At 69.5% G+C, this 26,093-nt stretch carries 26 protein-coding genes, 1 tRNA gene and 3 pseudogenes; 17 read left to right on the plus strand and 13 right to left on the minus strand.

Annotated elements, in window-relative coordinates; translation table 11 throughout:
• Positions 1–12: 12 nt before the first annotated feature.
• Both JHD63_RS14575 and JHD63_RS14580 read left to right on the plus strand, forming a co-directional pair.
• Positions 13–267, plus strand: a pseudogene (locus JHD63_RS14575) (ComF family protein); the annotation flags it as partial.
• Positions 268–287: 20 nt separating this feature from the next.
• On the plus strand, positions 288–758 hold the full coding sequence (locus JHD63_RS14580) for a tRNA (cytidine(34)-2'-O)-methyltransferase (protein ID WP_198971549.1): 471 nt from the start codon (positions 288–290) through the stop codon (positions 756–758).
• A 64-nt stretch (positions 759–822) separates the two neighbouring features.
• Here JHD63_RS14580 and JHD63_RS14585 read toward each other — a convergent pair whose 3' ends face one another.
• Complete coding sequence (locus JHD63_RS14585) at positions 823–1,749, minus strand: LysR family transcriptional regulator (protein ID WP_198971550.1); 927 nt, start codon at positions 1,747–1,749, stop codon at positions 823–825.
• Between the two features lie 217 nt (positions 1,750–1,966).
• Between JHD63_RS14585 and JHD63_RS14590 the strand changes: the two genes are divergently transcribed.
• Positions 1,967–2,272 (plus strand): DUF4148 domain-containing protein, encoded by a 306-nt coding sequence (locus tag JHD63_RS14590; RefSeq protein WP_198971551.1) that lies wholly within the window; start codon positions 1,967–1,969, stop codon positions 2,270–2,272.
• A 32-nt stretch (positions 2,273–2,304) separates the two neighbouring features.
• Here JHD63_RS14590 and JHD63_RS14595 read toward each other — a convergent pair whose 3' ends face one another.
• The 3 genes from JHD63_RS14595 to JHD63_RS14605 all read right to left on the minus strand — a co-directional run bounded on the left by JHD63_RS14595 (position 2,305) and on the right by JHD63_RS14605 (position 4,173).
• Positions 2,305–2,763, minus strand: a complete 459-nt coding sequence (locus JHD63_RS14595) for a MaoC family dehydratase (RefSeq protein ID WP_198971552.1) — start codon at positions 2,761–2,763, stop codon at positions 2,305–2,307.
• Positions 2,764–2,818: 55 nt separating this feature from the next.
• Positions 2,819–3,436 (minus strand): ParA family protein, encoded by a 618-nt coding sequence (locus tag JHD63_RS14600; protein WP_198971553.1) that lies wholly within the window; start codon positions 3,434–3,436, stop codon positions 2,819–2,821.
• A gap of 152 nt (positions 3,437–3,588) precedes the next feature.
• On the minus strand, positions 3,589–4,173 hold the full coding sequence (locus JHD63_RS14605; RefSeq protein ID WP_198971554.1) for a malonic semialdehyde reductase: 585 nt from the start codon (positions 4,171–4,173) through the stop codon (positions 3,589–3,591).
• 211 nt (positions 4,174–4,384) lie between these two features.
• Between JHD63_RS14605 and JHD63_RS14610 the strand changes: the two genes are divergently transcribed.
• Both JHD63_RS14610 and JHD63_RS14615 read left to right on the plus strand, forming a co-directional pair.
• Complete coding sequence (locus JHD63_RS14610; protein ID WP_198971555.1) at positions 4,385–6,034, plus strand: histidine kinase famiy protein; 1,650 nt, start codon at positions 4,385–4,387, stop codon at positions 6,032–6,034.
• 65 nt (positions 6,035–6,099) lie between these two features.
• Positions 6,100–6,603 carry a pyridoxamine 5'-phosphate oxidase family protein gene (locus JHD63_RS14615; protein ID WP_198971556.1) on the plus strand — a complete coding sequence of 168 codons (504 nt, stop codon included), beginning with the start codon at positions 6,100–6,102 and terminating at the stop codon, positions 6,601–6,603.
• Between the two features lie 7 nt (positions 6,604–6,610).
• Here JHD63_RS14615 and JHD63_RS14620 read toward each other — a convergent pair whose 3' ends face one another.
• The 5 genes from JHD63_RS14620 to JHD63_RS14640 form a co-directional block, all read right to left on the minus strand.
• Positions 6,611–7,615 carry a Bug family tripartite tricarboxylate transporter substrate binding protein gene (locus JHD63_RS14620; RefSeq protein WP_198971557.1) on the minus strand — a complete coding sequence of 335 codons (1,005 nt, stop codon included), beginning with the start codon at positions 7,613–7,615 and terminating at the stop codon, positions 6,611–6,613.
• 105 nt (positions 7,616–7,720) lie between these two features.
• Entirely contained in the window at positions 7,721–8,455 is a 735-nt protein-coding gene (locus JHD63_RS14625; RefSeq protein WP_198971571.1) for an SDR family NAD(P)-dependent oxidoreductase, read from the minus strand.
• Positions 8,455–9,660, minus strand: a complete 1,206-nt coding sequence (gene pcaF / locus JHD63_RS14630) for a 3-oxoadipyl-CoA thiolase (protein WP_198971558.1) — start codon at positions 9,658–9,660, stop codon at positions 8,455–8,457. Before pcaF ends, JHD63_RS14625 begins: the two co-directional genes overlap by 1 nt.
• 29 nt (positions 9,661–9,689) lie before the next feature.
• Positions 9,690–10,337: a 3-oxoacid CoA-transferase subunit B gene (locus tag JHD63_RS14635; RefSeq protein ID WP_198971559.1), complete on the minus strand. Its 648-nt coding sequence runs from the start codon at positions 10,335–10,337 to the stop codon at positions 9,690–9,692.
• Between the two features lie 11 nt (positions 10,338–10,348).
• Positions 10,349–11,050, minus strand: coding sequence for a 3-oxoacid CoA-transferase subunit A (locus JHD63_RS14640; RefSeq protein WP_198971560.1), 702 nt, complete (start codon positions 11,048–11,050; stop codon positions 10,349–10,351).
• A gap of 152 nt (positions 11,051–11,202) precedes the next feature.
• Here JHD63_RS14640 and JHD63_RS14645 point away from each other — a divergent pair, with 152 nt between their 5' ends.
• Entirely contained in the window at positions 11,203–11,994 is a 792-nt protein-coding gene (locus tag JHD63_RS14645; RefSeq protein WP_198971561.1) for an IclR family transcriptional regulator domain-containing protein, read from the plus strand.
• An 89-nt stretch (positions 11,995–12,083) separates the two neighbouring features.
• Positions 12,084–12,515, plus strand: coding sequence for a DUF1841 family protein (locus JHD63_RS14650; RefSeq protein WP_198971562.1), 432 nt, complete (start codon positions 12,084–12,086; stop codon positions 12,513–12,515).
• A 49-nt stretch (positions 12,516–12,564) separates the two neighbouring features.
• On the opposite strand, the gene JHD63_RS14655 is transcribed toward JHD63_RS14650, so the two are convergent.
• Positions 12,565–13,533 carry a LysR substrate-binding domain-containing protein gene (locus JHD63_RS14655; protein ID WP_198971563.1) on the minus strand — a complete coding sequence of 323 codons (969 nt, stop codon included), beginning with the start codon at positions 13,531–13,533 and terminating at the stop codon, positions 12,565–12,567.
• 96 nt (positions 13,534–13,629) lie between these two features.
• On the opposite strand from JHD63_RS14655, the gene pcaH reads away from it, so the two are divergent.
• Positions 13,630–14,358 (plus strand): protocatechuate 3,4-dioxygenase subunit beta, encoded by a 729-nt coding sequence (gene pcaH, locus JHD63_RS14660; protein WP_198971564.1) that lies wholly within the window; start codon positions 13,630–13,632, stop codon positions 14,356–14,358.
• A gap of 10 nt (positions 14,359–14,368) precedes the next feature.
• Entirely contained in the window at positions 14,369–14,995 is a 627-nt protein-coding gene (pcaG, locus tag JHD63_RS14665) for a protocatechuate 3,4-dioxygenase subunit alpha (protein ID WP_233168184.1), read from the plus strand.
• Between the two features lie 209 nt (positions 14,996–15,204).
• Here the strand turns inward: pcaG and JHD63_RS14670 are convergent, their stop codons facing one another.
• Positions 15,205–15,876 carry a c-type cytochrome gene (locus tag JHD63_RS14670; RefSeq protein WP_198971565.1) on the minus strand — a complete coding sequence of 224 codons (672 nt, stop codon included), beginning with the start codon at positions 15,874–15,876 and terminating at the stop codon, positions 15,205–15,207.
• 131 nt (positions 15,877–16,007) lie between these two features.
• Here JHD63_RS14670 and JHD63_RS14675 point away from each other — a divergent pair, with 131 nt between their 5' ends.
• From JHD63_RS14675 to JHD63_RS14705, 8 genes and pseudogenes are all read left to right on the plus strand, one after another.
• Positions 16,008–16,850: an AAA family ATPase gene (locus JHD63_RS14675; protein ID WP_198971566.1), complete on the plus strand. Its 843-nt coding sequence runs from the start codon at positions 16,008–16,010 to the stop codon at positions 16,848–16,850.
• Between the two features lie 5 nt (positions 16,851–16,855).
• On the plus strand, positions 16,856–17,461 hold the full coding sequence (locus JHD63_RS14680) for a GNAT family N-acetyltransferase (protein ID WP_198971567.1): 606 nt from the start codon (positions 16,856–16,858) through the stop codon (positions 17,459–17,461).
• A gap of 4 nt (positions 17,462–17,465) precedes the next feature.
• Positions 17,466–18,653: a vWA domain-containing protein gene (locus tag JHD63_RS14685; RefSeq protein WP_198971568.1), complete on the plus strand. Its 1,188-nt coding sequence runs from the start codon at positions 17,466–17,468 to the stop codon at positions 18,651–18,653.
• A 4-nt stretch (positions 18,654–18,657) separates the two neighbouring features.
• Entirely contained in the window at positions 18,658–20,571 is a 1,914-nt protein-coding gene (locus tag JHD63_RS14690; protein ID WP_198971569.1) for an autotransporter assembly complex protein TamA, read from the plus strand.
• 36 nt (positions 20,572–20,607) lie between these two features.
• Complete coding sequence (locus JHD63_RS14695) at positions 20,608–24,630, plus strand: translocation/assembly module TamB domain-containing protein (protein WP_198971570.1); 4,023 nt, start codon at positions 20,608–20,610, stop codon at positions 24,628–24,630.
• Positions 24,631–24,711: 81 nt separating this feature from the next.
• Positions 24,712–24,792 (plus strand): annotated as a pseudogene (locus JHD63_RS24045) (C-lysozyme inhibitor); the annotation flags it as partial.
• Positions 24,793–24,859: 67 nt separating this feature from the next.
• A complete protein-coding gene (locus tag JHD63_RS24050; RefSeq protein WP_233168191.1) occupies positions 24,860–25,033 on the plus strand; it encodes a hypothetical protein in 174 nt (57 codons plus the stop codon).
• A gap of 48 nt (positions 25,034–25,081) precedes the next feature.
• Positions 25,082–25,156: transfer RNA gene (locus tag JHD63_RS14705), tRNA-Arg, on the plus strand.
• Between the two features lie 322 nt (positions 25,157–25,478).
• Here JHD63_RS14705 and JHD63_RS14710 read toward each other — a convergent pair.
• Complete coding sequence (locus JHD63_RS14710; protein WP_445327103.1) at positions 25,479–25,664, minus strand: hypothetical protein; 186 nt, start codon at positions 25,662–25,664, stop codon at positions 25,479–25,481.
• Positions 25,665–25,843: 179 nt separating this feature from the next.
• Positions 25,844–26,093 (minus strand): annotated as a pseudogene (locus JHD63_RS14715) (IS701 family transposase); the annotation flags it as partial.

Raw genomic sequence — 26,093 nt, forward strand, 5'->3', positions numbered from 1 at the left:
AGATGTGTATAAGAGACAGACGCCACGCTGCTGCTGCGGCTGCGCCCCACCGCGCGCCAGGTCGGGCTGGACCGTGCCGCGCGCCTGCGCAGCCTGCGCGGCGCCTTTGCGCTCGATCCGCTGCGCGCCGCGGCGCTTGCGGGCCGCCGCGTGGTGCTGGTGGACGACGTGATGACCACCGGCGCCTCGCTCTACGCCGCGGCCGCGGTGCTGCGGCAGGCCGGCGCGGCGCGGGTCACGGGCCTGGTGGTGGCACGCACCGATTGAGCCCGCGACAATCGGCGCCCATGTTCCACATCGTCCTCGTCGAGCCCGAAATCCCGCCCAACACCGGCAACGTGATCCGGCTGGCCGCCAATACCGGCTGCACGCTGCACCTGGTGGAGCCGCTGGGCTTCTCCATGGAAGACCGGCTGATGCGCCGCGCCGGGCTGGACTACCACGAGTACGCCGAGGTGCGGCGCCACGCCGGCTGGCAGGCGCTGCTGGAGGCCGAACGGCCGGCGCCCGGGCGCATGTTCGCCCTCACCACGCGCGGCACGCGCGCGGTGCACGACACGGCGTTCGCCGCGGGCGACTGGCTGGTGTTCGGCTCGGAAACGCGCGGGCTGGCGCCGGCGCTGCGCGAGAGCTTCGCGCCCGCCCAGCGGCTGCGCCTGCCGATGCGCGCCGGCCAGCGCAGCCTGAACCTCTCCAATGCGGTGGCGGTGACGGTGTTCGAGGCCTGGCGCCAGGCCGGGTTTCCCGGCGCCGCATGATGCTATATTTTTGATAGCAAACAACCCAGGTAATACCTGGGCTTCAGGCCTTTTTCATTGAAATTCAGCGCGGCGGGATCGACAATTCCACGTCCGCGCCCGTGCGCTGCAGGAAGTCGATGAAGGCGCGGGTGCGCGAGGGCACCAGCTGCCGCGTGGGCTGCGCCACGTAGAGCGTGTAGCGGCTGGAGATCCAGCCCGGCAGCAGTTCGACCAGGCTGCCGTTGGCCAGTTGCGGCGCCGCCAGCAGCCGGGACACCACGGTCACGCCGGCGCCGGCGATGGCGGCGCGGTAGAGCACGTCGATCGTGGTGGCCTGCAGCACCACGTTCATGGCCAGCTCGGCCGGCTCGCCGGCGCCATCCGCGCGCCGCAGCCGCAGCTTGTGGCTGTGCGGGCCGCCGGCCTGCCAGGGCTGGCGCAGTAGGTCGTGGCCGGCCAGTTCCTGCGGCGTGGCCGGCGTGCCGCGGCGGGCCAGATAGTCCGGCGCGGCGCAGACGATCCATTCGCCGGTCCAGAGCGGGCGGGCCACCACGTTGGCATCGAAGCCCTCGTCCACCAGCAGCAGGCTGGCGTCGAACTCTTCCACCCGCGCCTGCGGCATGAGGTCGGTGGTGATGTCCAGCGCCAGGTGGGGATAGAGGTCGCGCCACTGGCGCACCCGCGGCGCCAGGAAGTAGGCCGCCAGCACCGGCGCGGCGATCAGGCGCAGGGTGCCGCGCAGGTCGCGGGTGCTGGAAGCGGCCTCGGCCTCGGCCTCATCGACGTCGTGCAGGATGGCGCGCACCCGCGCCAGATAGGCCTCGCCCGCGCTGGTCAGGGCCAGCCGCCGCGTGGTGCGCTGGAGCAGGCGCGTGCCCAGGTGGCGCTCCAGGTCGCCGATCAGCCGCGTGACCGCCGCCGGCGACAGCTCCAGCGCGCGGCTGGCGGCGGCAAAGCCGCCCTCGTCCACCACCTTTTCGAACACCCGCATCGATTGCAGCCGGTCCATGGGCCCTCTATTCCTGACGTTGTGGCGCCGGCGCGCATGCCAGCTTTATTCCGGATTCTGCAATGATCCGTTGCTGACCACGCGGTTTTTAAGAACGGCCAGGACGCCTAAAGTTCATCCCATCGATGGGCCACATCCAAAAGGACTCACCGAGACGGGGACGCCAGGGGGCGTTTCCGGAGTCGATGCCACACCGCAACCAACCAGGAGTTCCATCATGAAGAGCCGCAACATCCTCGCCGTTTCCGCCCTCGCCCTGCTCAGCACCCTGGGCGCCGCCGCCCACGCCGCCGGTGAAGGCGACGACCTGTCCTGGCGCGCCCTGCAGTTCCAGTCGCAGCGCGATCGCGCCGACGTGCACGCCGAAGCCGTCTACGCCGCCCACCACCACGACATGGAAGCCGCCGGTTCGCGCGTGCTGCCGCCGGTGTACTCCAGCGTCTCCCGCGCTGAGGTGCGGCAGCAGGCCATCCAGGCAGTGCGCACCGGCCAGATCGCCGAAGGCGAAAACCCCAGCCTGTAAGCCCCGCCGCGCCTGACTCGCCAATACCCCGCTCAGGCGGGGTATTGGCGCGTGAGCGACTCGGCCACGCAGACCGGCTTGTCGCTGCCCTCGCGCTCGACCGTCATCTCCCAGGTGAACTGGACGCCGCCGCGCTCGACCGGCTCGGCGCCGCGCAGCACGAAGCGCGCGCGCAGGCGGCTGCCCACGGGGACCGGCGCCGGAAAGCGCACCCGGTTCAGCCCGTAGTTCACGCCCATGCCGGTCTGCAGCACGCGCATCGCCGTCTCCGAGAACCGCGGCAGCAGGGACAGCGTGAGAAAACCATGCGCGATCGGCGCGCCGAAAGGCCCCTGGCGCGCGCGCTCGGGATCGACGTGGATCCACTGGTGGTCGCCGGTCGCCTCGGCGAAGCGGTTGACCTGCTCCTGCGTGATGGTGGTCCAGTCGCTCAGGGCGACCTCCTGGCCGACGCAGGCGGCGAGATCGGCGATGGTGTCGAAGGTTTTCATGCGCGCACTGTAGCCAGCCGCCGGCTCCCGGGATGTCGGCGCGGCGACAGGGGGCTCAGCCGTCGAGCCACTGCTGCAGCGGCGCCCACTGCGCGAGGTCCTTCTCCACCCGCGTGGGCGTGACGTCGAACAGGGTCAGCCCGCGCGCCGCCAGGTGCACGTAGTTCTGCGTGCTGCGCAGCATCGTCACCAGGGGCAGGCCCAGGCTCTCCACGAATTCGCGCAGGTGGTCGGCGGCAATGGTGCGCGGGTCCACCCGCATGCCGACGATGCCGATCTGCGGCTGCCGGCCCGTGCGGGCCGTCAGTTCGTCGAGGAAATCGCGCGTGGCGAAAATGTCGAACACGCTGGCCTGCAGCGGCACCACGATCTTGTCGGCCAGCTTGAACACCTCCGAGGAACGCCAGCCGTGCAGCCCGGCCGGCGTGTCCAGCACCGCGTGCGTGGTGCCGCGCGGCGGCTTGAGCAGCAGGCGCTCGCCGCTGGCCTCCCAGGTGCTGATCGGCCGCGCCTGCGGCGGACGCAGCCCGAGCCAGAAGCGCGAGGACTGCTGCCGATCCACGTCGCCCAGCATCACGGCATGGCCCTGGCGCGCGTAGTGCCCAGCGATGTGGGTGGCAAGCGTCGATTTCCCGACGCCGCCCTTGGGATTGGCTACGACCACGACCGGCATGCCTGGCTCCTGCGGAGTTGTCCAAAAGAGGCACTGTAGCGGCCCGGGCGGCTGCGGCGCAACGGCAATTCAAGTGAAAAATGCCTGCAGCCCAGTCAGTATCCAGGCTATTAGCTATATTTTTTATAGCAATCAGCCGCAACTCCGTGCCGTCACAGCACCTGCGCCGCCTGCTCGAAGGACAGGCGCGGATTGCGCTTGAATTCCTTGCTGTGGTCGGCGTAGCCGAGGTTGATCAGGAAGTTGGCCTGCAGGCGGCCGTCCGGGAAGAATTCGGCGTTGACCTTGGCGATGTCGAAGCCGCTCATCGGGCCGCAGTCCAGGCCCACGGCGCGCGCGGCCAGGATGAAATAGGCGCCGCCCAGCGTGCCGTTGCGGATGGCCGTGGCACTGGCCATGGCTGGGTTGTCTTCGAACATGGCCTGGGCGCCTTCGCCGTGCCAGACCTGGGGCATGTGCTCATGAAAGCGCATGTCGGTGGCGACGATCACGGTGACCGGCGCGGCCAGGGTCTTGTCGACGTTGCCGGGGGAGAGCGCAGGCTTCAGGCGCTGGCGCGACTCCGGCGAGACCAGGAAGAGGTAGCGCGTGGGCTGCGTGTTCATCGAGGTCGGGCACATCTTGGCCAGGTCGTAGGCCTGCCGCAGCAGGGCCACGGGCACCGGCTTGTCGAGGAAGCCGTTGGCGGTGCGTGCGTTGAGAAAGATCTGGTCGAGCGCGGTCTGGTCGATGGTCATGATGGTGATGGTGATGGCGATGGCGATGGAAGAATGGAACGGAGGTGGCGGAGCTTATCCGTTTGCTACCGCACAGGCGCTGCCGCGCCACAACAGCGTGGGGAATTGGCTGACAAGCCCTGGCGAAGCGCGCGGCTAGGCTGGATACATTTCACTGATGCGGGCATCCGGGAGGTGCCGCGCCCCCATGGCCCAACCCGAAAAGCCGCCCATGCGCCCTTCACATCCGCCAGGAGCGTCCGCAAGCGAGTCTGGCGCCGGCGCCGATCCTGGCCACCGCGACGACATGTTCTTCGCCGCCATCGAGTCCACGCGCATGCCCATGCTCGTGACCGACCCGCGGCTGCCGGACAACCCCGTCGTTTTTGCCAACCAGGCGTTCCTCTCGATGACCGGCTATGCGCAGGAGGAGATCCTGGGCCACAACTGCCGCTTTCTGCAGGGCCCGCAGACGGACCGCAGCGCGGTGCAGGCCCTGCGCGAGGCGATCGAGGACCGGCGCGAGTTCACCACCGAGATCCTGAACTACCGCAAGAACGGCTCGACATTCTGGAATGCGCTGTTCGTGTCGCCGGTCTACAACCGGCAGAAGGAGCTGGTGTACTTCTTCGCCTCGCAGCTCGACGTGAGCCGGCGCCGCGATGCGGAGGACGCGCTGGGCCAGGCGCAGAAGATGGAGGCCCTGGGGCAGCTCACCGGCGGCATTTCCCACGACTTCAACAACCTGCTGCAGGTGATGTCGGGCCACCTCGATATCCTGCAGTTCAAGATGCGGGCCGGTGCGGTGGACTCGGCGTCCCTGGCACGCAGCGTCGACAGCATCCGCAGCGCGGTGACCAAGGCCGCGACGCTCACGCAGCAGCTCCTGGCGTTCTCGCGCAAGCAGCGGCTCGAAGGGCGGTCGCTCAACCTCAACACGATCGCCGAGGGGGTGATCGACATGGTCAAGGAGACGCTGGGCAACGGCGTCCAGGTGCATACCGTGCTGGAGCCGGGGCTGCGCAACTGCCAGCTCGATCCGACCCAGCTCGAGGTCGCCATGCTCAACGTGCTGGTGAACGCGCGCGATGCCATGCCCGGCGGCGGCTCGGTCACGCTGACGACCCGCAACGTCGAGGTGCAGCCCGAGGACATCACCGCCTTTTCCGGCCTGCCGGCGGGGCAGTACGTGTCCATCTCCGTCACGGACACCGGCGCCGGCATCGCACCCGAGATGGTCACGCGGGTGATGGACCCGTTCTTCACCACGAAGGACGAGGGCAAGGGCACCGGCCTGGGCTTGTCCATGGTGTACGGCTTCGTCAAGCAGTCGGGCGGAACGGTGGAGATCTATTCCGAGCTGGGCCTGGGCACGACGGTGCGCCTGTACTTTCCGGTCTCGCGTGACCAGGTACGCGCGCCCGCCGCGCTGGGGCGTCGTGCCAGCGACCGCGGCGGCGATGAGGCCATCCTGGTGGTGGACGACCGCGCCGAGGTGGCCGCCCTGTCGCGCGACATGCTGCACAGCCTCGGCTACCGGGTGCAGGTGGCGCACAGCGCGCGCGAGGCGCTGGCGCTGGTGGAGGCATTGCCCGAAAGCGAATGGCCGCAGCTGCTGTTTTCCGACCTGGTCATGCCCGGCGGCATGAATGGCTTCGCGCTCGCACGCGAGATGCGCCAGCGCATGCCGCGCCTCCGGGTGCTGCTGACCACGGGCTTTGACGGCTCGTCCGAGGGCAAGAACGCCGACCAGGACGTGGAGTTCGAGATCCTCAAGAAACCCTACCGGCTCGCCGACCTGGCCCGCCGTGTGCGCATGGTGCTGGATGGGCCGCACGGGCCGCAACGGCCAAGACCCACACCCGCGCAGGCTCCCGGCTGACGCCGTCGCCTGCGCAGCTCCGCCATGCTGGGCTCCCCTCCCACTTGACAGCGAACGGAGTTCCCATGACCCAGCACGAATCGACCCACGCCAAGCTATGGGACCTGATCGAGGACATCAGGTTCGGCATGTTCACCCACCGCCACCCCGGGGGCGGCCTGCACAGCCATCCGCTGACGACGCAGAACCAGTCGATCGACGAAGACGCCACGCTGTACTTCTTCGTGCCGCGCTCGGGCGAAGTCGCCTCCCATATGGCAGCCGACGGCAACGTGAACCTGGCCTATGCCCATCCGGGAAAGGACCGCTATGTGTCCATTACCGGTACCGCGCGCATCGCGCAGGACCCGGCCACCGTAGAACGCCTGTGGACCAAGATGGCCGAGGCCTGGTTTCCGAAGGGCCCGAACGACCCGGACCTGGCGCTGCTCGCGGTGCGCATCGAAGAGGCCGAGTACTGGGACGTGACCGACAGCAAGATGGTGCAGCTCTACAAGATGGCCAAGGCCGCCGTCACCGGCAAGCCGCCGCAGGACATGGGCGAGCACGCCACGCTGAAGGTGTCCTGAGCGGCGCTCAATCCAGGCTTGCGCCGGACTCCTTCACCACCGAAGCCCATTTGGCCGTCTCGGCCTTGATGAAGGCGGCGAACTGCTCGGGCGTCTCGGCATACGGTTCGGCGCCCTGCTCGCTGAGCTTCTTCTTCACCTCGGGATTGGCCAGCACCTTGACCAGTGCGGCGTCGATCCGGTTGACGATGTCCGCCGGCGTCTTCGCAGGCGCCAGCAGGCCGAACCACGAGGTGGCCTCATACCCGGGCAGCCCGGCCTCGGCGATGGTCGGCACGTCGGGCAGCTCGGGCGAGCGCTTGGCCGTGGTGAGGGCGATCGGGCGCAGCCGGCCCGCGCGCACGTACTGGATCGCCGAGGGCAGGTTGTCGAACATGATGGCGATCTGGTTGCCCAGCAGATCGGTCACCGCCGGCGCGCTGCCCTTGTAGGGCACATGCACCATGTCGACCTTGGCCAGGCTCTTGAACAGCTCGCCCGACAGGTGGATCGAGCTGCCATTGCCCGAAGAACCGAAGTTGACCTTGCCCGGATGGGCCTTGGCATAGGCGATCAGCTCCGGCACGGTCCTGAACGGCTGCTGCGGGTTGGCCACCAGCAGGTTGGGCACGTTGGCCACGCGCGAAATCGGGGCGAAGTCCTTGATCGGGTCGAAGGGCATCTTCTTGTAGAGCGACTGGTTGATCGCGTGCGTGCCCACGGTGCCCATCAGCAGCGTATAGCCGTCGGCCGGCGCACGCGCCACCAGTTGGCCGCCGATGTTGCCGCCCGCGCCGGCGCGGTTGTCGACGATGACCTGCTGGCCCAGCTCGGTGCCCAGGTGCAGGCCGACGATGCGCGCCAGGATGTCCGTGGTGCCGCCTGCGGCGAAGGGCACCACGATGGTGATCGGCTTGGCCGACGGCCAGGCCTGCTGGGCTGATGCCGGCATGGCGGCCAGGCAGGCCGCGGCGGCGCAGAGCAGCACGGCACGGCGCCGCAGGGCGGCGGAAGAACGGAACGCAAGGGTCATGGCAAGAGGCCTTTGGCTGGCGATGGATACCCGTGGAGGGCGGACAGGAAAGCAGCGCGCCGCCGCGGCAACCGGCAGCGGACGCTGGGTTGAGGAATCAGGGGGTCAGACCGGCGCCTGGCCGAGCGTGGTGCCGCCGCATACGTACAGCACCTGGCCGGTGACGAAGCCGTTGTCAGGCGCGAGGAAGAACAGCGCGGCGCGCGCCACGTCCTCGGGCGTGCCCATGCGGCCCACGGCGATGCTGTCGAGGATGCGCTGCGTCTGCGGCGCGCCCTCGGGGTTGCTCCTGCGGAACAGCTCGGTGGCGATCGGGCCCGGGCCGATGGCGTTGACGGTGATGCCATCGCGGCCCAGCTCCATGGCCATGGTGCGCGTCATGCCGATCATGCCGGCCTTGGTGGCCGAGTAGACGATGCGCTCGACCTTGCCCAGCGCGGCGCGCGAGGACATGTTGACGATGCGCCCCTGCCCGCAGGCGCGCAGCGCCGGCAGGAAGGCCTGGGTCAGCAGCATGACGGCGCGCAGGTGCAGGCCGACCACGTCGTCGAGCTGCGCGCTGGTGGCGGTATCGATGGTGCCCGGCCGCGTGGCGCCGGCATTGTTGACCAGGGCCACGACGCGGTACTGCGCGGCGATCTCGGCGGCGCGCTCGCGGGTCTGGTCCTCGCGCGTGAGGTCCGCCTGGAACGACAGCAGGCGCTCGTGGCCCCAGTCGGGCCGGGCGTAGTCCAGGTTGACCACGGTACGGCCCTGCGCCAGCAGCGCCTCGGCAATGGCGCGGCCGATGCCGGCGCTCGCGCCGCTGACCAGGGTGACTTCTGGTTGACTTCCCTCGATCACACGCGCTCCAGGATGACCGCAATGCCCTGCCCCACGCCAATGCACATGGTGCACAGCGCGTAGCGGCCACCGGTCTTGTGCAGCTGGTTCACCGCCGTGGTCGCCAGCCGCGCGCCGCTGGCGCCCAGCGGGTGGCCCAGGGCGATGGCGCCGCCCCATGCGTTCACGCGCGGGTCGTCGTCGCGCAGGCCCAGCAGGCGCAGCACGGCCAGGCCCTGCGCGGCGAAGGCCTCGTTCAGCTCGATCACGTCGATCTGCTCGAGCGTGAGGCCGGTCTGCGCCAGCACCTTCTGCGTGGCGGGTGCCGGGCCGATGCCCATCACGCGCGGGGCGACGCCGGCGGTGGCCATGCCGAGCACGCGCGCCCGGGGCGTGAGGCCGTGCCTGCGGGCAGTGTCTTCGTCGGCCAGCAGCAGCGCCACGGCGCCGTCGTTCACGCCGCTGGCGTTGCCGGCGGTCACGGTGCCGTCGGGGCGCACCACGGGCTTCAGGCGGGCCAGGGCTTCCAGCGTGGTGTCGCGCGGGTGTTCGTCCTTGGACACGACGAGGGCCTCGCCCTTCTTCTGCGGCACGCTCACCGGGGTGATCTCGGCGTCGAAGTGGCCCGCCTTCTGCGCGGCCACGGCGCGCTGCTGCGAGGCCAGGGCCATCCTGTCCTGGTCTTCGCGGCTGATCTGGTAATCGGTGGCGACGTTCTCCGCGGTCTCGGGCATGGAGTCGACGCCGTAGAGCTGCTTCATCAGCTTGTTGACGAAGCGCCAGCCGATGGTGGTGTCGTACACCGCATTGGCGCGGCTGAACGCCGATTCGGCCTTGGGCATGACGAAGGGCGCGCGGCTCATGCTTTCCACTCCGCCGGCGATCATCAGCGTGGCCTCGCCGGACTTGATGGCGCGCGCGGCGGTGCCCAGCGCGTCCAGGCCCGAGCCGCACAGGCGGTTGAGGGTGGCGCCCGGCACCTCCAGCGGCAGGCCGGCGAGCAGGCTGGCCATGTGGGCGACGTTGCGGTTGTCTTCGCCGGCCTGGTTGGCGCAGCCGTAGATCACGTCGGTGACCGCCGCCCAATCGACCCGGGGGTTGCGCGCCATCAGCGCCTTGAGCGGGATGGCGCCCAGGTCGTCGGTGCGCACGCTGGAGAGCGCGCCGCCGTAGCGGCCGAAGGGCGTGCGGATGGCGTCGCAGATGAAGGCTTGCTGGCTCATGGGAGATTCCTTGTCTCTTTGGAAATGGTTCATGCGGCGGGGGCGATCGGCAGGCCGACGAGGGTTTGCAGCGCTTCGCGCGACAGGCCGGCGACGGTATCGATCAGCCGCAGGCCCTGCGACGTGCATTCGAGCGTGGTCAGGTCCGTGTAGATGCGCTTGACGCAGCCCAGGCCGGTCAGCGGGTAGGTGCACTGCGGCACCACCTTGCTCGCGCCCTGCTTGGTCAGCAGGTCCATCATGACCCAGGTCTGCTTGGCGCCGATGGCCAGGTCCATGGCTCCGCCGACGGCGGGGATGGCGCCCTCCTCGCCGGTGCTCCAGTTGGCCAGGTCGCCGGTGGCCGAGACCTGGAACGCGCCGAGCACGCAGATGTCCAGGTGGCCGCCGCGCATCATGCCGAAGCTGTCGGCATGGTGGAAGAAGGCGCCGCCGGCCAGCAGCGTGACCGGCTGCTTGCCGGCGTTGATCAGGTCGTAGTCCTCGCTGCCCTTGGCCGGCGCCGGGCCCATGCCCAGGATGCCGTTCTCGCTGTGCAGGATGACCTCGCAGCCGGCGGGTATGTGGTTGGCGACGAGCGTGGGCTGGCCGATGCCCAGGTTGACGTAGGCGCCGTCATGGATGTCCTGCGCCACGCGCCGGGCGAGTTCGTCCTTGCTGCGTTTCTGGTAGCTCATGGGGTTCTCCTTCACGCCGCCTGCTTGAAGCCGCCGGCCTGGGTGGCGATGCGCTCGATCCTGACGATCTTGCTGACGTGGATGCCGGGCGTGACGATGGCCTCGGGGTCGAGCTCGCCCAGCTCGCGCAGCTCGTGCACCGTGGCAATGGTCTGCCGGGCGGCAGTGGCCATGACCGGGCCGAAGTTGCGCGCGGCCTTGCGGTAGGTGAGGTTGCCCCAGCGGTCGCCGGCCTCGGCCTTGATCAGGGCCACGTCGCCATGGATCGGGTACTCGAGCACGTAGTGCCTGCCATTGATCTCGCGCGTTTCCTTGCCCTTGGCCAGTTCGGTGCCGTAGGCGGTGGGGCAGAAGAAGGCGCCAATGCCGGCGCCGGCGGCGCGGATGCGCTCGGCCAGGTTGCCCTGCGGCACCAGCTCCAGTTCGAGCTTGCCGCTGCGGTAGAGCGCGTCGAAGACGTGGCTGTCCGCCTGCCGCGGAAAGCTGCAGATGATCTTTCGCACCCGCCCGGCCTTGAGCAGCGCGGCCAGGCCGGTGTCGCCATTGCCGGCGTTGTTGTTGACCACGGTCAGGTCCTTGGCGCCCTGCGCGATCAGGCCGTCGATCAGCTCGCTCGGGATGCCGGAGGTGCCGAAGCCGCCGATCAGCACGGTGGACCCGTCCTTCACATCGGCCAGCGCATCGGCAACGCTGGCCACTATCTTGTCGATCATGCGAAACGTCTCCTGGGGAAGCCGGCCGTGGCCGGCGGAGGAATGCGCCAGGGCTGGCGCCTTAATGTTCTTATGGCGAACTTATGTTCGTATAATGAATTTCGGATTCTATCCAGCTTCCCTCTGCGCGCCCGCCCCGCGCCGTCCCGCCCGTGACTGCAACGCCTCCTGCCCCCCCTCCCCGCCCCGGCGACAGCTACGTGCAGTCCTTCGCGCGCGGGCTGGAGGTGATCCGCAGCTTCAGCGCCGACGCGCCGCGCCAGACCCTGACCGAGGTCGCCCAGCGCGCCGGCCTGACCCGTGCCGGGGCGCGCCGCATCCTGCTCACCCTGCAGGCCCTGGGCTACGTCGAGAGCGATGGCCGGCTGTTCAGCCTGACGCCGCGCATCCTGGACCTGGGCTTTGCCTACCTGTCGTCGATGCCCATGTGGAACCTGGCCGAGCCGGTGATGGAAGACCTGGTGGAGCGGGTCAAGGAGTCCTGCTCGGCGGCGGTGCTGGAGGGCCGCGACATCGTCTACGTGCTGCGCGTGCCGACGCACAAGATCATGAAGATCAACCTGGGCGTGGGCTCCCGCCTGCCGGCCTGCTTCACCGCGCTGGGCCGCGTGCTGCTGGCCAGCCTGCCGGACGAGGAGGTCGAGGCGCGCCTGCACGCCACCCCGCGCGCCGCGCTGACGCGCCACACGGTGACGGAAGTCCCCGGGTTGCTGGCGCGCATCCGCCAGGCGCGGGAGCAGGGCTGGTGCCTGCTGGACCAGGAACTGGAGGAAGGCCTGGTCTCCATCGCCGCCCCCATCGTCGACCGCCGCGGCCAGACCATCGCGGCGCTGAACCTGAGCGCGCAGGTCAACCGCATCGGCGTGGACGCCATGCAGCAGCAGATGCTGCCGCTGCTGCGGGCGGCCACCGCGGCCATCTCGCAGCGGCTGCAGGCGCGATAGCTATAAAATATATAGCTAGCAGCCCAGAATCCGCCTGGGCTACAGCCATATTCCATTCAAATCACCGGCCGTACCAGGCTGCCGCCACCATGTTCAACCCCTCGCAGCAGGACGTCCGCCGCTTTTTCTGTTCCGTATACGCCAAGTCGCGCGGCGACGCGCCCATGGAGGCGATCGAGGTGCTGGCCGGCCAGTGGATCGCGGAGCACCCCGAGTACCACGCCGACCTGGCCGACGCCGATGCCGCGCTGCTGCGCGCCTACCCGGGCGCCGGGCGCGAAAACCCGTTCCTGCACCTGTCCATGCACCTGTCGATCAGCGAGCAGTGCTCGATCGACCAGCCGCGCGGCATACGCCAGGCCGTGGAACTGCTGGCCGCGCGCCGCGACAGCCTGCACGATGCCCACCACGAGGTGATGGAGTGCCTGGGCAGCATGCTCTGGGAAAGCCAGCGCGCCGGCCGCCCGCCCGATGGCAACGCCTATGTGGCCTGCGTGCAGCGCAGGGCAACGCGGGATTGATTCCCCCAGGCTGCGCGGCCGTTTGTGCCGCCATGGGCTGCCGCGGTCTTCAGCGTCGCGTGGTCTTGCGCGCGGCGGGGCGCCTGGCGGCCAGGCGCAGCAGCCCGGCCATTTCATCGCGCGCGGCCGAAGGCGCGGCGTCGCTGCGCTGCAGCAGGCCCACCGGCTCCTCGGTGCCCGTGGTGTCGATGCGCAGGCGCAGCAGCCGGCCGGCGCGCAGGTCTTCGCCGGCAGCGCCCTGGGGGGTGATCCAGACCGCATCCGACTGCGCGGTGAGCAGGGCGGCAAGGCAGACGTCCAGCGTTTGCAGCGCGTGCGCCGGCAGCGCAATGCCCAGCCCCGAGAAGAAGCTCTCGGTATGCAGGCGCGGGATCGTGCCTTCACCGTAGACCACCAGCGGGTAGCCCAGCACCGCCGGCACCGAGGCCGCGCGCCGCGCCAGCGGATGGCCGGGGCGCACCACGAAGGCCAGCGGCTCGTTGTAGAGCAGCGCGAAGCTCAGCCCCTCCATCAGGCGCGGATCGCTCATGCGGCCGGCCACCAGGTCCAGCTCGCCGGCGCGCAGGTCATCCAGCAGCACGGCATTGGTCGCCGTGCGCACGATGACCTGCAGCCCCGGCCGGCGCTCGCGCAGACGCGCCAGCGGCTGCGGCAGCAGGGCCGCGGCCACGCTCGGCAGCGCGCCGATGCGCAGGCGCTCGGGCCCGGCGCCGCGCTCCGGCGCCAGCACCTGGGCGCTGGCGTCGATCGCCTCCAGCACGCGCAGCGCGTGGGCCAGCAGTTGCTCGCCCGCGGCCGACAGCCCCTGCACGCCGCGCCGGCCCGCGTCGCCGCGCTCCACCAGTCGCGTGCCGGCCAGCGCCTCGAGTTCGGCCAGGATCTTGGACACCGCCGGCTGGCTCAGCGCCAGGCGCGCGGCGGCGCGCGCCAGATGGCGCTCCTGCGCCACGGCGACCAGGCAGCGCAGATGGCGCAACTGCACGTTGCGCGCAAAGCCGGCGGCGGTCAGGTCTTTCATCACCAATGCTCATGCAAATTGCTGGAATCTTCAATTTACATCATGCAAGCACCGGCCGAGAATCCGCCTCCAGACCTACCCCACCGGAGACGCACCATGCTGACCAAGACCCAGGGCCCGACCGCGCTCATCACGCCGCGCGACTGGTCCAGCCACCCGCCCTACCTCTACCCAGGCTACAAGTCGACCGCCAGACGCGCGCCGACGCGGCCGCTGATCCCGCTCAAGGCGGCGCTGGGCGAGCTGAACCAGCCGGTCTATGGCCACGACAGCGTCGGCGAACTCGACCACGACCTGACCCGCAATGCGCGCAAGAACGGCGAGCCGATCGGCGAGCGCATGGTGCTGGCCGGGCGCGTGCTGGACGAGCGCGGCCGCCCGGTGCGCAACACCCTGATCGAGCTGTGGCAGGCCAACGCCTGCGGCCGCTACGTGCACAAGGTCGACCAGCACGACGCGCCGCTGGACCCGAACTTCCTCGGCGCCGGCCGCTGCCTCACCGACGACGAGGGCCGCTACCGCTTCCTCACCATCAAGCCCGGCGCCTACCCCTGGGGCAACCACCGCAACGCATGGCGCCCGCAGCACATCCACCTGTCGCTGTTCGGCCAGCATTTCGCCAGCCGCCTGGTGACGCAGATGTACTTCCCCGGCGACCCGCTGCTGCGGTACGACCCGATCTTCCAGGGCACGCCCGAGAAGGCGCGCGGGCGGCTGGTGGCCGACTTCACGCTGGACCTGACCGAGGAAGGCTTTGCGCTGGGCTACCAGTTCGACATGGTGCTGCGCGGCGCGGACGAAACGCACTTCGAGAACCGCAAGTAAGGAGCCCGCCATGAGCCATGACCTGATGAGCGCCCAGCGCGACAACTTCGGCCAGACGCCCTCGCAGACCGTGGGCCCGTACTTCGCCTACGGCCTGACGGCCGAGCAGTACCGCTACGACTTCGACCAGCCCTTCGATGCGGTCGTGGCCTATCCCCACGCCCAGGGCGAGCACATCCGCCTCGAAGGCGTGGTCTACGACGGCGACGGCGCCCCGATCACCGACGCGATGATCGAGATCCACCAGGCCGACGCCAGCGGCCACTACGTGCAGGCCAGCGCCGCGCCGCGCGCCGCCGCCCAGAGCGGCTTCCGCGGCTTCGGCCGCACCGGCACCGGCACCGACGCGCAGGCGCGCTTCCAGTTCGACACCGTCAAACCCGGCGCCGAGGGCCCGGGGCAGGCGCCGCACATCCATGTGATCGTGATGATGCGCGGCATGCTGGTGCATGCCTTCACCCGCGTCTACTTCAGCGACGAGGCCGCGGCCAACGCGGCCGACCCGGTGCTGCAGGCGGTCCCGCCCGAGCGCCGCGATACGCTGGTGGCGCAGCGCAGCGAGGCCGGCGGCCGCGTCGTCTACCGCTTCGACATTCACATGCAAGGCCCGAAGGAAACCGTGTTCTTCGACCTGTAGGCCAGCGGAATGCTTCATTATTGATAGCATAAAGCCTAGGTACTACCTGGGCTACAGGCCTATTTCATGCATCGGGATGGGGCCACCCCATCCTGGCCGGTTACCCGCCCCCGCTCGGGTTCGCCGTGATCAACTCGCTGCGGGACTTGCACCCATGAAAAAAAGGCCGCTCGACGAGCGGCCTTTTTTCTTGGAAGCGCTGCGCAAGCTCAGCGGAACCGCGCCTCCGGCACCGTCTTGATGTCGCCGTCGAGCGAGCCGATGTAGGTGGCCAGCGCCTTGAGCTCGGCATTGGTGAACTGCTTGGCCACGCCCGCCATCACGCCGTTGGAGCGGCCGACGTTGGCGTTGTTCTCGGTCTTGTAGGCCTTGAGCGCGACGAACAGGTAGTCGGCGTTCTGGCCGGCCAGATGCGGGTAGGACGGGTCGATCGGCTTGGAGAAATTCGCGCCGTGGCAGGACACGCAGATGCCCTTCTGCAGCAGCGCGGCGACCTGGGCGCTGGGCTCGCGCGAGGACTTCTCCGGCAGCGTCGCCCCGGGCTCTTTGCCGAGTTGCGCATAGTAGGCCGAGACGTCGGCGATGTCCTGGTCCGACAGGCTGTCGGCGATGCCGCGCATGGTCGGGTGCTTGCGGCTGCCGTCGCGGTAGGCGCCGAGCGCGGCCACCAGGTACTTCTCGCTCTGGCCCGCGATCTTGGGCACCTTGTAGACCTCGGGAAAGCTGGACTGGTACCCCACGATGCCATGGCAGCCCATGCACATGGAAACCTTCTTTTCGCCCGCCTTGGCGTCGCCCTTGACGTCCTGGGCCTGGGCCGAACCGAGAGCGGTCACGGAAGCGACAGCCATTGCAAACACCGTGGAGAACAGCTTTTTCATTTTGCGCGCACAATCTCGTGGAGGTTCAGTCGCCGTAATCAACCTTCGATTATAGCCGGCAGGACCTTCCGAAACGCCTGCGCGGCCGGCCCGCGCGGCGGGGCCCGACCACTCTTTCGCGCAGACCCTCCATGAAGTTCCAAGGCTCCCAGAACTACGTCGCCACGCAGGACCTGATGCTGGCCGTCAACGCCTCCATCGCGCTGCAACGCCCCCTGCTGGTCAAGGGCGAACCCGGCACCGGCAAGACCCTGCTGGCAGAGGAGGTGGCCGGCGCGCTGGGCATGCCGCTGCTGCAGTGGCACATCAAGTCCACCACCAAGGCGCAGCAGGGCCTGTACGAATACGACGCGGTGAGCCGCCTGCGCGACAGCCAGTTGGGCGACGAGCGGGTCAAGGACATCCACAACTACATCGTCAAGGGCGTGCTGTGGCAGGCCTTCACCGCGGAGGAGCCGGTGGCGCTGCTGATCGACGAGATCGACAAGGCCGACATCGAGTTCCCGAACGACCTGCTACGCGAACTCGACCGCATGGAGTTCTACTGCTACGAGACGCGCGAGGTGATCCGCGCACGCCGGCGGCCGCTGGTCTTCATCACCTCCAACAACGAGAAGGAACTGCCCGACGCCTTCCTGCGCCGCTGCTTCTTCCACTACATCAAGTTCCCCGACGCGCAGACCATGCAGCGGATCGTCGACGTGCACTTCCCCACGCTCAAGAAGGACCTGCTCGCCGCGGCGATGAAGACCTTCTACGACGTGCGCAACCTGCCCGGCCTGAAGAAGAAGCCCAGCACCTCCGAGCTGATCGACTGGCTGCGCCTGCTGGTGGCCGAAGACATCCCGCTCGAAGCCCTGCAGAGCAAGGACGACAAGGTGGCGGTGCCGCCGCTGGTGGGCGCGCTGCTCAAGAACGAGCAGGACGTCACGCTGTTCGAGAAGCTGGTCTTCATGAATTCCCGCAATCGCTGACCGACATGGCCTTCGTCGAACCCGTGACCCTGTCCGACCGCGGCGTGCGGCTGGTGCCGCTGGACCTGCCGCACGAAGCCGGCCTGCGCGCCGCCGCGGCCGATGGCGCGCTGTGGACGCTGCGCGTGACCTCGGTCCCCGAGCCGGAGCAGACGCGCGCCTACATCGAGGCCGCGCTGGAGATGCGCGCGGCCGGCAACCGCTTTGCGTTTGCCGTCACCGACCAGGCCAGCGGCGAGGTGCTGGGCAGCACCAGCTACCACGACATCCTGCCCGCGGTGAAACGGGTGGAGATCGGCTACACCTGGTACGCACAGCGCGTGCAGCGCAGCCACGTCAACACCACCTGCAAGCTGCTGCTGCTCGCGCATGCCTTCGAGACGCTGGGCTGCCATGTGGTGGGCTGGCGCACCGACAACTTCAACTTCGCCTCGCAGCGCGCCATCGAGCGCCTGGGCGCCAAGAAGGACGGCGTGATCCGCGGCCATGCGCCGCGGCGCGACGGCACCATCCGCGACACCGTGATGTACAGCATGCGCAGCGGCGAATGGCCCGAGGCGCGGGCGCAGCTGCTGTACCTGCTGGAACGCCGCGCCGCACCGCAGGAGTGATGCCATGCTGATCGACTTCTTCCACGCGCTGCGCAGCGCCAGGTTGCCTGTGTCGGTCAAGGAGCACCTGGCGCTGCTAGAGGCGCTGCAGGCCGGCGTCGTCGGGCCGAACTCGGACGGCGCCTGGGCCATCGACGACTTCTACCACCTCGCGCGCACGGTGCTGGTGAAGGACGAGAAGCACTACGACCGGTTCGACCGCGCCTTCGGCGCCTACTTCCATGGTGTCGAACTGGTGGCCGACTTCACCAAGGAGATCCCGCTCGACTGGCTGCGCAAGACGCTCGAGCGCGAGCTCACGCCCGAGCAGAAGGCCGCCATCGAGAAGATGGGCTGGGACGAGCTGATGGAGACGCTCAAGAAGCGCCTGGAGGAGCAGAAGGAGCGCCACGAGGGCGGCAGCAAGTGGATCGGCACCGGCGGCACATCGCCCTTCGGCCACGGCGGCTACAACCCGCAGGGCGTGCGCATCGGCGGCGCCGGCCGGAACAAGAGCGCGGTCAAGGTCTGGGACCAGCGCGCCTACAAGGATTACGACGACACGCAGGAACTGGGCACGCGCAACATCAAGGTCGCGCTGCGGCGCCTGCGCAAGTTCGCGCGCCAGGGCCTGGCCGAGGAGCTGGACCTGGACGACACCATCCACTCCACCGCGGCCAACGCCGGCTACCTGGACATCAGGATGGTGCCCGAGCGGCGCAACAACGTGAAGGTGCTGCTGCTGATGGACGTGGGCGGCACCATGGACGAGCACGTGGCGCGCGTGGAGGAGCTGTTCTCCGCCGTGAAGAGCGAGTTCAAGCACCTGGAGTTCTACTACTTCCACAATTGCGTCTACGATTTCATGTGGAAGAACAACCGCCGCCGCTTCAGCGAGAAATTCCCGACGCAGGACATCATCCGCAAGTACAACAAGGACTACAAGCTGATCTTCGTGGGCGATGCCACCATGAGCCCCTACGAGATCCTGCAGCCCGGCGGCAGCGTGGAGTACAACAACGAGGAGGCCGGTGCCGAGTGGCTGCAGCGGCTGACCCACGCCTTCCCCAAGTACGCCTGGATCAACCCCGAGCCCCAGGGCGTATGGCAGTACCGGCAGAGCATCGGCGTGATCCAGCAGTTGATGTCGCAGCGCATGTACCCTTTGACACTCAAAGGCCTCGAGGAGACCATGCGTCTGCTGTCAAAATGATCCGATGCATGGACGCACCCCGACTGCCGCCCACCTGATCCCTCTGCTGCTCTGCGCGCCCTTACTGCTCTCCGGCTGCAGCCTGCTCAAGCCCAAGCAAGACCCCGCCGCCCAGGCCGACGGCACCCATGTGCTGAGCAGTGCCGACGCCGCCGGCGCCAGCGGCAAGGCCGATGCCGGGAACACGCGCCGGCCGGCCTTCACGCTCGACGTGCAGGCGCCCAAGGACATCCGCGACTACCTCACGCGGCATCTGGAGCTGCAGCGCTACCGCCTGCTGGACGATCTCGACGCACGCGAACTCTCCCGCCTGCTGGGCGCGGCCGACGCCAATGCGCGCGACCTGCTGGGCACGCTCGGCTATTTCTCGCCGCGCATCAGCCTGGACCTGCGCGAAACCCCCGACGGCCCGGCACCGCGCGAAGTGGCCATGAGCGTCGAGCCGGGCCCGCAGACCCGCATCGCCGAGGTGCACATCGACTTCACCGGCGCCATCGCCGATGACCCCGGCGCCGCAGGGCAGCGCGACGCCATCCTGCGCAACTGGTCGCTGCGGCCGGGGCAGGGCTTCACCCAGGACGGCTGGGACGGCGCCAAGACCGGCGGGCTGCGCGCGCTCAATGCCCGGCGCTTCCCCACGGGCAGCGTGCGCGCCAGCCGCGCCGAGATCGATGCCGACACCCAGAGCGCCAAGCTCTCGGTCACCTACGACTCCGGCCCGGCCTACCGCTTCGGACCGGTACAGGTACGCGGCAGCGAGCGCTACCCGCCCGAAGTGGCCGAGCGCCTCTCGCGCGTACCGGTGGGCGCCGACTACGACCAGGCCAAGCTGCTGGAGGCCCAGCAGCGGCTGGCCGCCAGCGGATACTTCGATTCGGTCTTCCTCACGCTGGACCCGAACGCGCCCGATCCGCTGGCCGCGCCGGTCATGGCCCAGGTGCGCGACGCCAAGCTGCAGAAGCTGGTTCTGGGCGTTGGCGCCAGCACCGACAGCGGCGTGGGCATCAGCATCAACCACACGCACAACCAGTTGCCGCTGATCGGCTGGCGCGCGGTATCCAAGCTGATCTACGACCAGAAGACCCAGTCCATAGGCTCCGAACAAAGCTCGCTGCCCGGCACCGACGGCTGGCGCTGGGTGACCTCGCAACTGGCGCAGCGCGAGGTCGCGGGCAGCTACGACATCAACAGCGGCCGGCTGCGCGGCGGCCGCGCCAAGAGCACCGACCACATCGACCGCAACTATTACCTGCAGTACGACTACGCCAAGAGCCAGGGCACGGATGCGCCCCCCTCGGGCTCGGCCCTGAGCCTGAACTACGGCTGGACCGGCCGCTACTTCGACAGCAACACCGCCCCCACGCGCGGCTACGGGCTGGCGCTGGAGGTCGGCCCGGGCTATACGCTGATCGGCGAGCGCGCCCCGTTCTTCCGCACCTACGCGCGTGGCCTGTTCTTCCTGCCACTGGGCATGGTGCAGGCGGAGGCCGGCGAGGCGCGGCGCAGCCGGCTGCAGTTCCGCGCCGAGGCCGGCGCCGTCAATGCCCGCACCAACGCCCAGGTGCCGGCCACGCTCATGTTCCTGACCGGGGGCGACACCACGGTGCGCGGCTACGGCTACCGCCAGATCGGCGCGCGCACCGTCAACGACCAGATCTATGCCGGCCGCTACATGGCCGTGGGCAGCGTCGAATGGCAGCGCCCCGTGGTCTGGAACGGCGAGATGACCGAGTTCGAGACCGCGGTGTTCCTCGACGCCGGCGCGGTCGCCGACCAGCCGAGCGAACTCAAGGCCAAGGTCGGCGTGGGCGCGGGCGTGCGCTGGCGCAGCCCGGTCGGCCCGCTGCAGACCGACGTCGCCTACGGCGTGGCCGACCGCCGCCTGCGCCTGCACCTGCGGCTGGGTTTCACTTTCTGACGCTCCGCCGGGCGAGCGTCCCGATACTCGCGGCATATGGCAGCGCCCTCTCATGACGACATCGCCGCGGCCCGGCACGACACCCCGCGGCCCGCAGCCTCCCCCCCTCCCCCGCCACGGTGGCGCCTTGCACGCTGGGCCGCAGCGGCCGTCGCCACGCTGTTGCTGTTGTCGGCGCTGCTGCTGGGCGCGGCCTGGATTTGGGCCGGCTCCTCGCAGTCCCTCGCCACGGTGCTGGCCCAGGTGGCGCAGCGCATGCCGGCAGGGCAGGCACTGGAGACGCGTGAGGTCAGCGGCTCGGTCCGCGCCGGCGGCCACATCGGCTGGCTGCGCTGGCAAAGCCCCACGCTGGCCGTGGAGGTGCACGATGCCCGCATCGGCTGGCAACTGCGCCCCCTGCTGAAGAAGCGCCTGCAACTGGGCGAGCTGCATGCCGCGCAGATCGCCATCGAACGCCTCGGGCCCGGCGACGACAGCCCCACAGAGCCGCTGGAGCAGCTCACACTGCCGCTGGAGGTAGACCTGCCGTTCCGGGTGGACGATCTGCGCTGGGCCGGCCCACCGCTGCTGCAGGCCACGCAACTGGCCGGCCGCTATCGCTACGAGCACGGCGAGCACCGGCTCGCCATCGATGGCGTGGACCTGCCCGGCGGCCACTATCAGGCCAGTGCCACGCTGCAGGGCGCCGCGCCCATGGCCCTGGACGGATCGCTGTCGGCGCGGCTGCGCGCGCCGGTGCCCGGCAGCGACGCTGCGCTCGACGTCCTCGGCGATGCCGGCGTGCGCGGCACCCTGGCCACGGCGGCGGCCCGCCTTGAGCTGCGCGCCACGCTGCGGCAGGCCGGCGACCCCGCGCCGAACGGTACCAGCGCCGACCTGCAGGCCGTGGTCGCCCCCTGGCAGACGCAGCCCGTGGTGCAGGCCGATGCCCGCTTCGACTTCCTGGACCTGGCGCAGCTCTGGCCGCAGGCCCCGTCCACGCAACTGCATGGCACGCTAAGCGCCACCCCGCAAGGCAATGGCCTGCGTGCCAGCGCGGAACTGGAGAACCGCACCCCCGGCCCCTGGGACAGGCAGCGGCTGCCGCTGCAGGACCTCGCCGCGCAGGCGCTGCTGCAGGACGGCCGCTGGACGCTCTCCGACACCAAGCTGCATGCGGGCGGCGGCGAGATCACGCTGGAAGGCAGCTTCACACCCGCCGCCAGCGCGCCTGCGGCCCCCGCCGAATGGCAGGCGCGCACCACGCTGCGCGGCGTACGGCCGGGCGACCTGCACACCCGCTTGCAGGGCCCGGCCCTGAGTGGCAAGGCCAGCGCCGAGACACGCGGCGAGGCCATCGGCTTCGACGTGCAGTTGCAGGCCCAGGCCGGTGGCCGCCCGTCTCCGGGCGGCCTGGATGGACTGCACCTGCGCGGCGCCGCCGCACAAGGACAGTGGGCGAATGCCGCGCTGGACCTGCGCAGCCTGCGCGTCCAGACCGCCGAGGCCTCGCTGCAAGGGCAGCTCCGCATCGACACCGCGGCGCCGGCGGGCGAAGGCCAGCTCGCACTCGCCCTGCCCGGCGCCCAGGGCAAGGCCCAGGGACGCATGGCGGCGGCCAGCGGCGCCGGCACGCTGGCGCTGCAGGTGGCAGACGCCGCCCGCCTGCAGCGCTGGGTCGCGGGTCTGCCCGGGCTCCCCGCGGCGCTCGCGGAACTGCGCCTGGCAGGCAAGGCGCAGCTCGACGCCCGCTGGCAAGGCGGCTGGCAATCCGTGCAGCAACGCCTCAAGGGCATGCGCGCGAAGGGCCCGGAGCTGACGCTGCAGGCAAGGCTGGACGCCCCCAGCTTCAACCTGACGCTGCCGGCAGCGGGCGAAGGCGCGGCCACCGCCATCGCACTGCGCGGCCTGCACGCCGAGCTGGGGGGCAGCCTGGAACAGGCCACGCTGTCCTTGCAGGGCGAGGCCTCCAGCGGCACCCGGCGCGCGCAGTGGAGCACCCAGGCCAGCGGCGGCATGGACGGCCCGGGCCGCGGACGGCTGGCCATCGCCCGCCTGCAGATCGAGGCCCGCGACAGCCAACTGCCAGGCCCCTGGACGCTGACGATGGAAGAGCCGCTCAGCGCCACGCTGCGCAGCGACGCCCAGGGCATGACCGTGCAGACCAGCGCCGGACAGGCGCGGCTGCGCGGGCCGGTGGACGGCAGCGTGCGCCTGGCCTGGGAGCCGATGCGCTACCGCCAGGCCGGCAACGCGCACCAGTTGCAGTCCAAAGGCCGGCTGGAGGGCCTGCCCATGGCCTGGGCCCAGGCCCTGGCGGACGGCCAGGACACGCTCGGCCAGCTGGGCCTGTCGGGCGACCTGGTGTTCGACGGCGACTGGGACATCGACGCGAGCGACACCTTGCGCGCGCGCGCCAGCCTGATGCGCCGCAGCGGCGACATCCGGGTGCTGGCCGAGGATGCGCCCTCGACCACCCATGTCAGCAGCAGCGGCTCCGGCACGACGCAGCGCAGCGAGGCCGCGCAGCCGACCACCAGCGCCGGGCTGCGCGAAGCTCGCCTGGCGCTCATGGCCGACGGCAACGCGGTGCGGGCGGAACTGGCCTGGGACAGCGAACGCGCCGGCAAGGTCATGGCCTCTGCCAGCACCCGCCTGCAGCGCCAGGACGGCGGCTGGAGCTGGCCCGAAGACGCCCCGCTCGAGGGCCGGCTGCAGGCCCGGTTGCCCAGCATCGGCGCCTGGTCCATGCTGGCGCCGCCCGGCTGGCGGGTGCAGGGCACGCTGCAGGCCGACGCCACGCTGGCCGGCAGGCGCAACGAACCGCAATGGACCGGCACGCTGGCCGCCGACGACCTGTCGCTGCGCTCCGCGGTCGACGGCATAGAACTGCGCGACGGCCGGCTGCGCTCCACGCTGCGCGGCACCCAGTTGGAAATCACCGAATTCAGCCTGCGCGGCGGCACCGGCAGCAACACCCGCATCTCCGGCATCGGTGGCAGCCGCGCCACCGCGAGCAGCCTGTCCACCGCCGACGGCGGCAGCCTCATGCTGCGCGGCACGCTGGGCTGGGCGGGCGCCGCCGGTCTGGCACTGGACCTGAAAGCCACGGCGCAAGCCCTTCGCGTATCGGTACGCAGCGACCGCCAGGTGACCCTCTCGGGCGACCTGCAGGCCCGCACCGACGACGGCCGGCTGGTTCTGCGCGGCGACCTCAGGACCGACCGCGCCGCCATCATCCTTCCCGACGACACGGCGCCGCAACTGGGCTCCGACGTCGTGGTGCGCTCCGCGGCACGCGACCGCGAGGCCGCCGCCAAGGCCGAGCGCATCGAGCGCGCCTCGCGCAAAGTGGCCACGGCCAAGCCGCCCGACATCGCGGTCAGCTTCGACCTGGGCAACGACTTCGCGGTGCAGGGGCGCGGCATCACCACGCGCCTGACGGGCAAGCTCGACATCCGCAGCAGCGCGGGCCTGGACCGGCCGCCGCTGATCACCGGCGACATCCGCACCGACCAGGGTCGGTACCGGGCCTATGGGCAGCAGCTCGACGTCGAGTCCGGCGTGATCCGCTTCAACGGCCCCTACGACAATCCCTCGCTCGACATCCTGGCGATCCGGCCCAACATCGCGGTGCGTGCCGGTGTGCAGGTCACAGGCACCGCGCAGTCGCCGAGCGTGCGGCTGTACTCGGACCCGGCACTGACCGACGCCGAAACCCTGTCCTGGGTGGTGCTGGGCCGCAGCGCCGCCAATGGTGGCGCCGAGGCCGCGCTGCTGCAGCAGGCCGCGCTGGCACTGCTGTCGGGCGGCAAGGGAAGCTCGGGAAACATCGCCGCCAAGGTCGGCCTGGACGAGATCGGCTTCAAGGGCCCGGGCTCCGGCACCGACGCCTCGGCCGCCGCCCTCACCTTCGGCAAGCGGATATCCCAGAAGATCTACGTGACCTATGAGCGCAGTCTCTCGGGCACGTTCGGCACCCTCTACATCTTCTACGACCTGTCGCGGCGCCTGCAACTGCGCGGCCAGACCGGCACCAAGAGTGCGCTGGACCTGATCTACACCATCACCTACAACTGAGTGGGTGGGCGCGCAGATGCCGCAGCAAATGTAATTTGACAAGGAACCAGCGACCGTGAGGCGAGCGCGGCATTCGACGCGATGAAGAAGGGCCGCCGGCTGCCGGCGTGGGCGCCGCGTGCTGGCACCGAATCTCCAGCGAACGTCGTGCCCTTCGATGGACGGGAGTTCTACGTCATGTTCGCGTGCAAGCCGCACGACTGCGGCTCGGAACAACTGGCAAAACATGATGTACGGCGTGCTCTCCGTGCGCGGCCCGAAGCAGGGCACCGAACACCTGACCTGGCTCGACATCGGCGGCGGCCCCGAGTCGGTAGACGGCCGCGCCGTCCTCCATGCCGCCTTGACGGGAAGCCTCGAGAATCATCCCGGCGCGTTCAACCATGCAACAGGCGAGCGCTGAAGCGTCCGGCCCGCAGGCAGGGCATACGCCGTTCTACAATCTAAGGCTCTCCTCGTAGTTCAATGGATAGAACGAGTGCCTCCTAAGCGCTAGATACAGGTTCGATTCCTGTCGAGGAGGCCATTGAATTGCTTATGCATCAATGGCTTACGAATTGCACTTGGCCCCCGGGGACATGCCGGGGACACAGGTGGTGTAGAAACAAGAAAAAGCCTCTCGGTACCTTTGCGGGTGCCGAAGGGCTTTTTTGGGTTTTGGCGCCTACATCCGCCTTCGGAAAAATCAACATCACTTCGGGTTTGCCGCCACGGATGCGAACCAGCGTGTGATCCACGCCGCGCCCCGCGTGGACCTGTCCAGCTCCATGGCGTCCATGTTCTTCATGGGCACCCGTGTTGACGCCGGCACGCACTTGGTCGATGTACAGCTCATCGGTGTAGAAGCGCTAGCCTTCTTCCTTGCCTTCCAGCACATCGTCGCCTTCGACAGGCGCCATGCGCAGCTCGGCCAGCAGGTCATAGCTGATCAGGTCGCTGGCTTCGGATTGCAGATCCGTCAGCAGTTGGAGAGGGGTCTTGGCGCCCTGGCCCACGGCCGCGAAGCGCTTGCCGAAGTACGAGGCCTGCGACACATCGAGTGCTAGGGTAACGCTGAATAAGTCCGCGTGGTGGCGCGCGCCCTGGTGTGAGATGGGATGCAAGGCGCAAACCGCAGCCATAGCCGCAGCTATGGCGAGGATTTGCAACGCCGCAGACCGCCCACAGCAGGGATGCGCGACACGCGAGGGACTTGTTCAGCGTTGCCCTAGTCTTACTGTGTCATAAAAGATGCTTTGCGCTTGCCCTTCCGCAGCATGGGCACTGCCCGAGACGAGCGATCAGTTGGTAGCTCAGTCGATGACGCAGTGTCGTGATCGACGTCGCCACGTGGCGCTGCGCGCGCAGGACTGCCTCGGGGGACGTAATCCTCGGGAAGGGCAGGCACCTGGCGTTCGATGAAGTTTTTTTTATCGCCGACAGACTTGTCGGCGACGAGGCGCTCGGCCATGAGGAACCCGTAG

This window comes from Xylophilus sp. ASV27 (assembly GCF_016428875.1).
GTDB lineage: Bacteria > Pseudomonadota > Gammaproteobacteria > Burkholderiales > Burkholderiaceae_C > Xylophilus.

Excerpts from the sequence above, each read along its gene's own strand:
- JHD63_RS14675 (WP_198971566.1), top strand. The coding sequence starts at position 16,008 with ATGAAGTTCCAAGGCTCCCAGAACTACGTCGCCACGCAGGACCTGATG.
- JHD63_RS14620 (WP_198971557.1), bottom strand. The coding sequence starts at position 7,615 with ATGACCCTTGCGTTCCGTTCTTCCGCCGCCCTGCGGCGCCGTGCCGTG.
- JHD63_RS14585 (WP_198971550.1), bottom strand. The coding sequence starts at position 1,749 with ATGGACCGGCTGCAATCGATGCGGGTGTTCGAAAAGGTGGTGGACGAG.
- JHD63_RS14600 (WP_198971553.1), bottom strand. The coding sequence starts at position 3,436 with ATGCCGGTCGTGGTCGTAGCCAATCCCAAGGGCGGCGTCGGGAAATCG.
- pcaH (WP_198971564.1), top strand. The coding sequence starts at position 13,630 with ATGCTGACCAAGACCCAGGGCCCGACCGCGCTCATCACGCCGCGCGAC.
- JHD63_RS14580 (WP_198971549.1), top strand. The coding sequence starts at position 288 with ATGTTCCACATCGTCCTCGTCGAGCCCGAAATCCCGCCCAACACCGGC.
- JHD63_RS14655 (WP_198971563.1), bottom strand. The coding sequence starts at position 13,533 with ATGAAAGACCTGACCGCCGCCGGCTTTGCGCGCAACGTGCAGTTGCGC.
- JHD63_RS24050 (WP_233168191.1), top strand. The coding sequence starts at position 24,860 with ATGTACGGCGTGCTCTCCGTGCGCGGCCCGAAGCAGGGCACCGAACAC.
- JHD63_RS14680 (WP_198971567.1), top strand. The coding sequence starts at position 16,856 with ATGGCCTTCGTCGAACCCGTGACCCTGTCCGACCGCGGCGTGCGGCTG.
- JHD63_RS14595 (WP_198971552.1), bottom strand. The coding sequence starts at position 2,763 with ATGAAAACCTTCGACACCATCGCCGATCTCGCCGCCTGCGTCGGCCAG.
- JHD63_RS14605 (WP_198971554.1), bottom strand. The coding sequence starts at position 4,173 with ATGACCATCGACCAGACCGCGCTCGACCAGATCTTTCTCAACGCACGC.
- JHD63_RS14610 (WP_198971555.1), top strand. The coding sequence starts at position 4,385 with ATGCGCCCTTCACATCCGCCAGGAGCGTCCGCAAGCGAGTCTGGCGCC.
- JHD63_RS14685 (WP_198971568.1), top strand. The coding sequence starts at position 17,466 with ATGCTGATCGACTTCTTCCACGCGCTGCGCAGCGCCAGGTTGCCTGTG.
- pcaF (WP_198971558.1), bottom strand. The coding sequence starts at position 9,660 with ATGAGCCAGCAAGCCTTCATCTGCGACGCCATCCGCACGCCCTTCGGC.
- JHD63_RS14670 (WP_198971565.1), bottom strand. The coding sequence starts at position 15,876 with ATGAAAAAGCTGTTCTCCACGGTGTTTGCAATGGCTGTCGCTTCCGTG.
- JHD63_RS14690 (WP_198971569.1), top strand. The coding sequence starts at position 18,658 with ATGCATGGACGCACCCCGACTGCCGCCCACCTGATCCCTCTGCTGCTC.
- JHD63_RS14640 (WP_198971560.1), bottom strand. The coding sequence starts at position 11,050 with ATGATCGACAAGATAGTGGCCAGCGTTGCCGATGCGCTGGCCGATGTG.
- pcaG (WP_233168184.1), top strand. The coding sequence starts at position 14,369 with ATGAGCCATGACCTGATGAGCGCCCAGCGCGACAACTTCGGCCAGACG.
- JHD63_RS14650 (WP_198971562.1), top strand. The coding sequence starts at position 12,084 with ATGTTCAACCCCTCGCAGCAGGACGTCCGCCGCTTTTTCTGTTCCGTA.
- JHD63_RS14695 (WP_198971570.1), top strand. The coding sequence starts at position 20,608 with ATGGCAGCGCCCTCTCATGACGACATCGCCGCGGCCCGGCACGACACC.
- JHD63_RS14615 (WP_198971556.1), top strand. The coding sequence starts at position 6,100 with ATGACCCAGCACGAATCGACCCACGCCAAGCTATGGGACCTGATCGAG.
- JHD63_RS14635 (WP_198971559.1), bottom strand. The coding sequence starts at position 10,337 with ATGAGCTACCAGAAACGCAGCAAGGACGAACTCGCCCGGCGCGTGGCG.
- JHD63_RS14590 (WP_198971551.1), top strand. The coding sequence starts at position 1,967 with ATGAAGAGCCGCAACATCCTCGCCGTTTCCGCCCTCGCCCTGCTCAGC.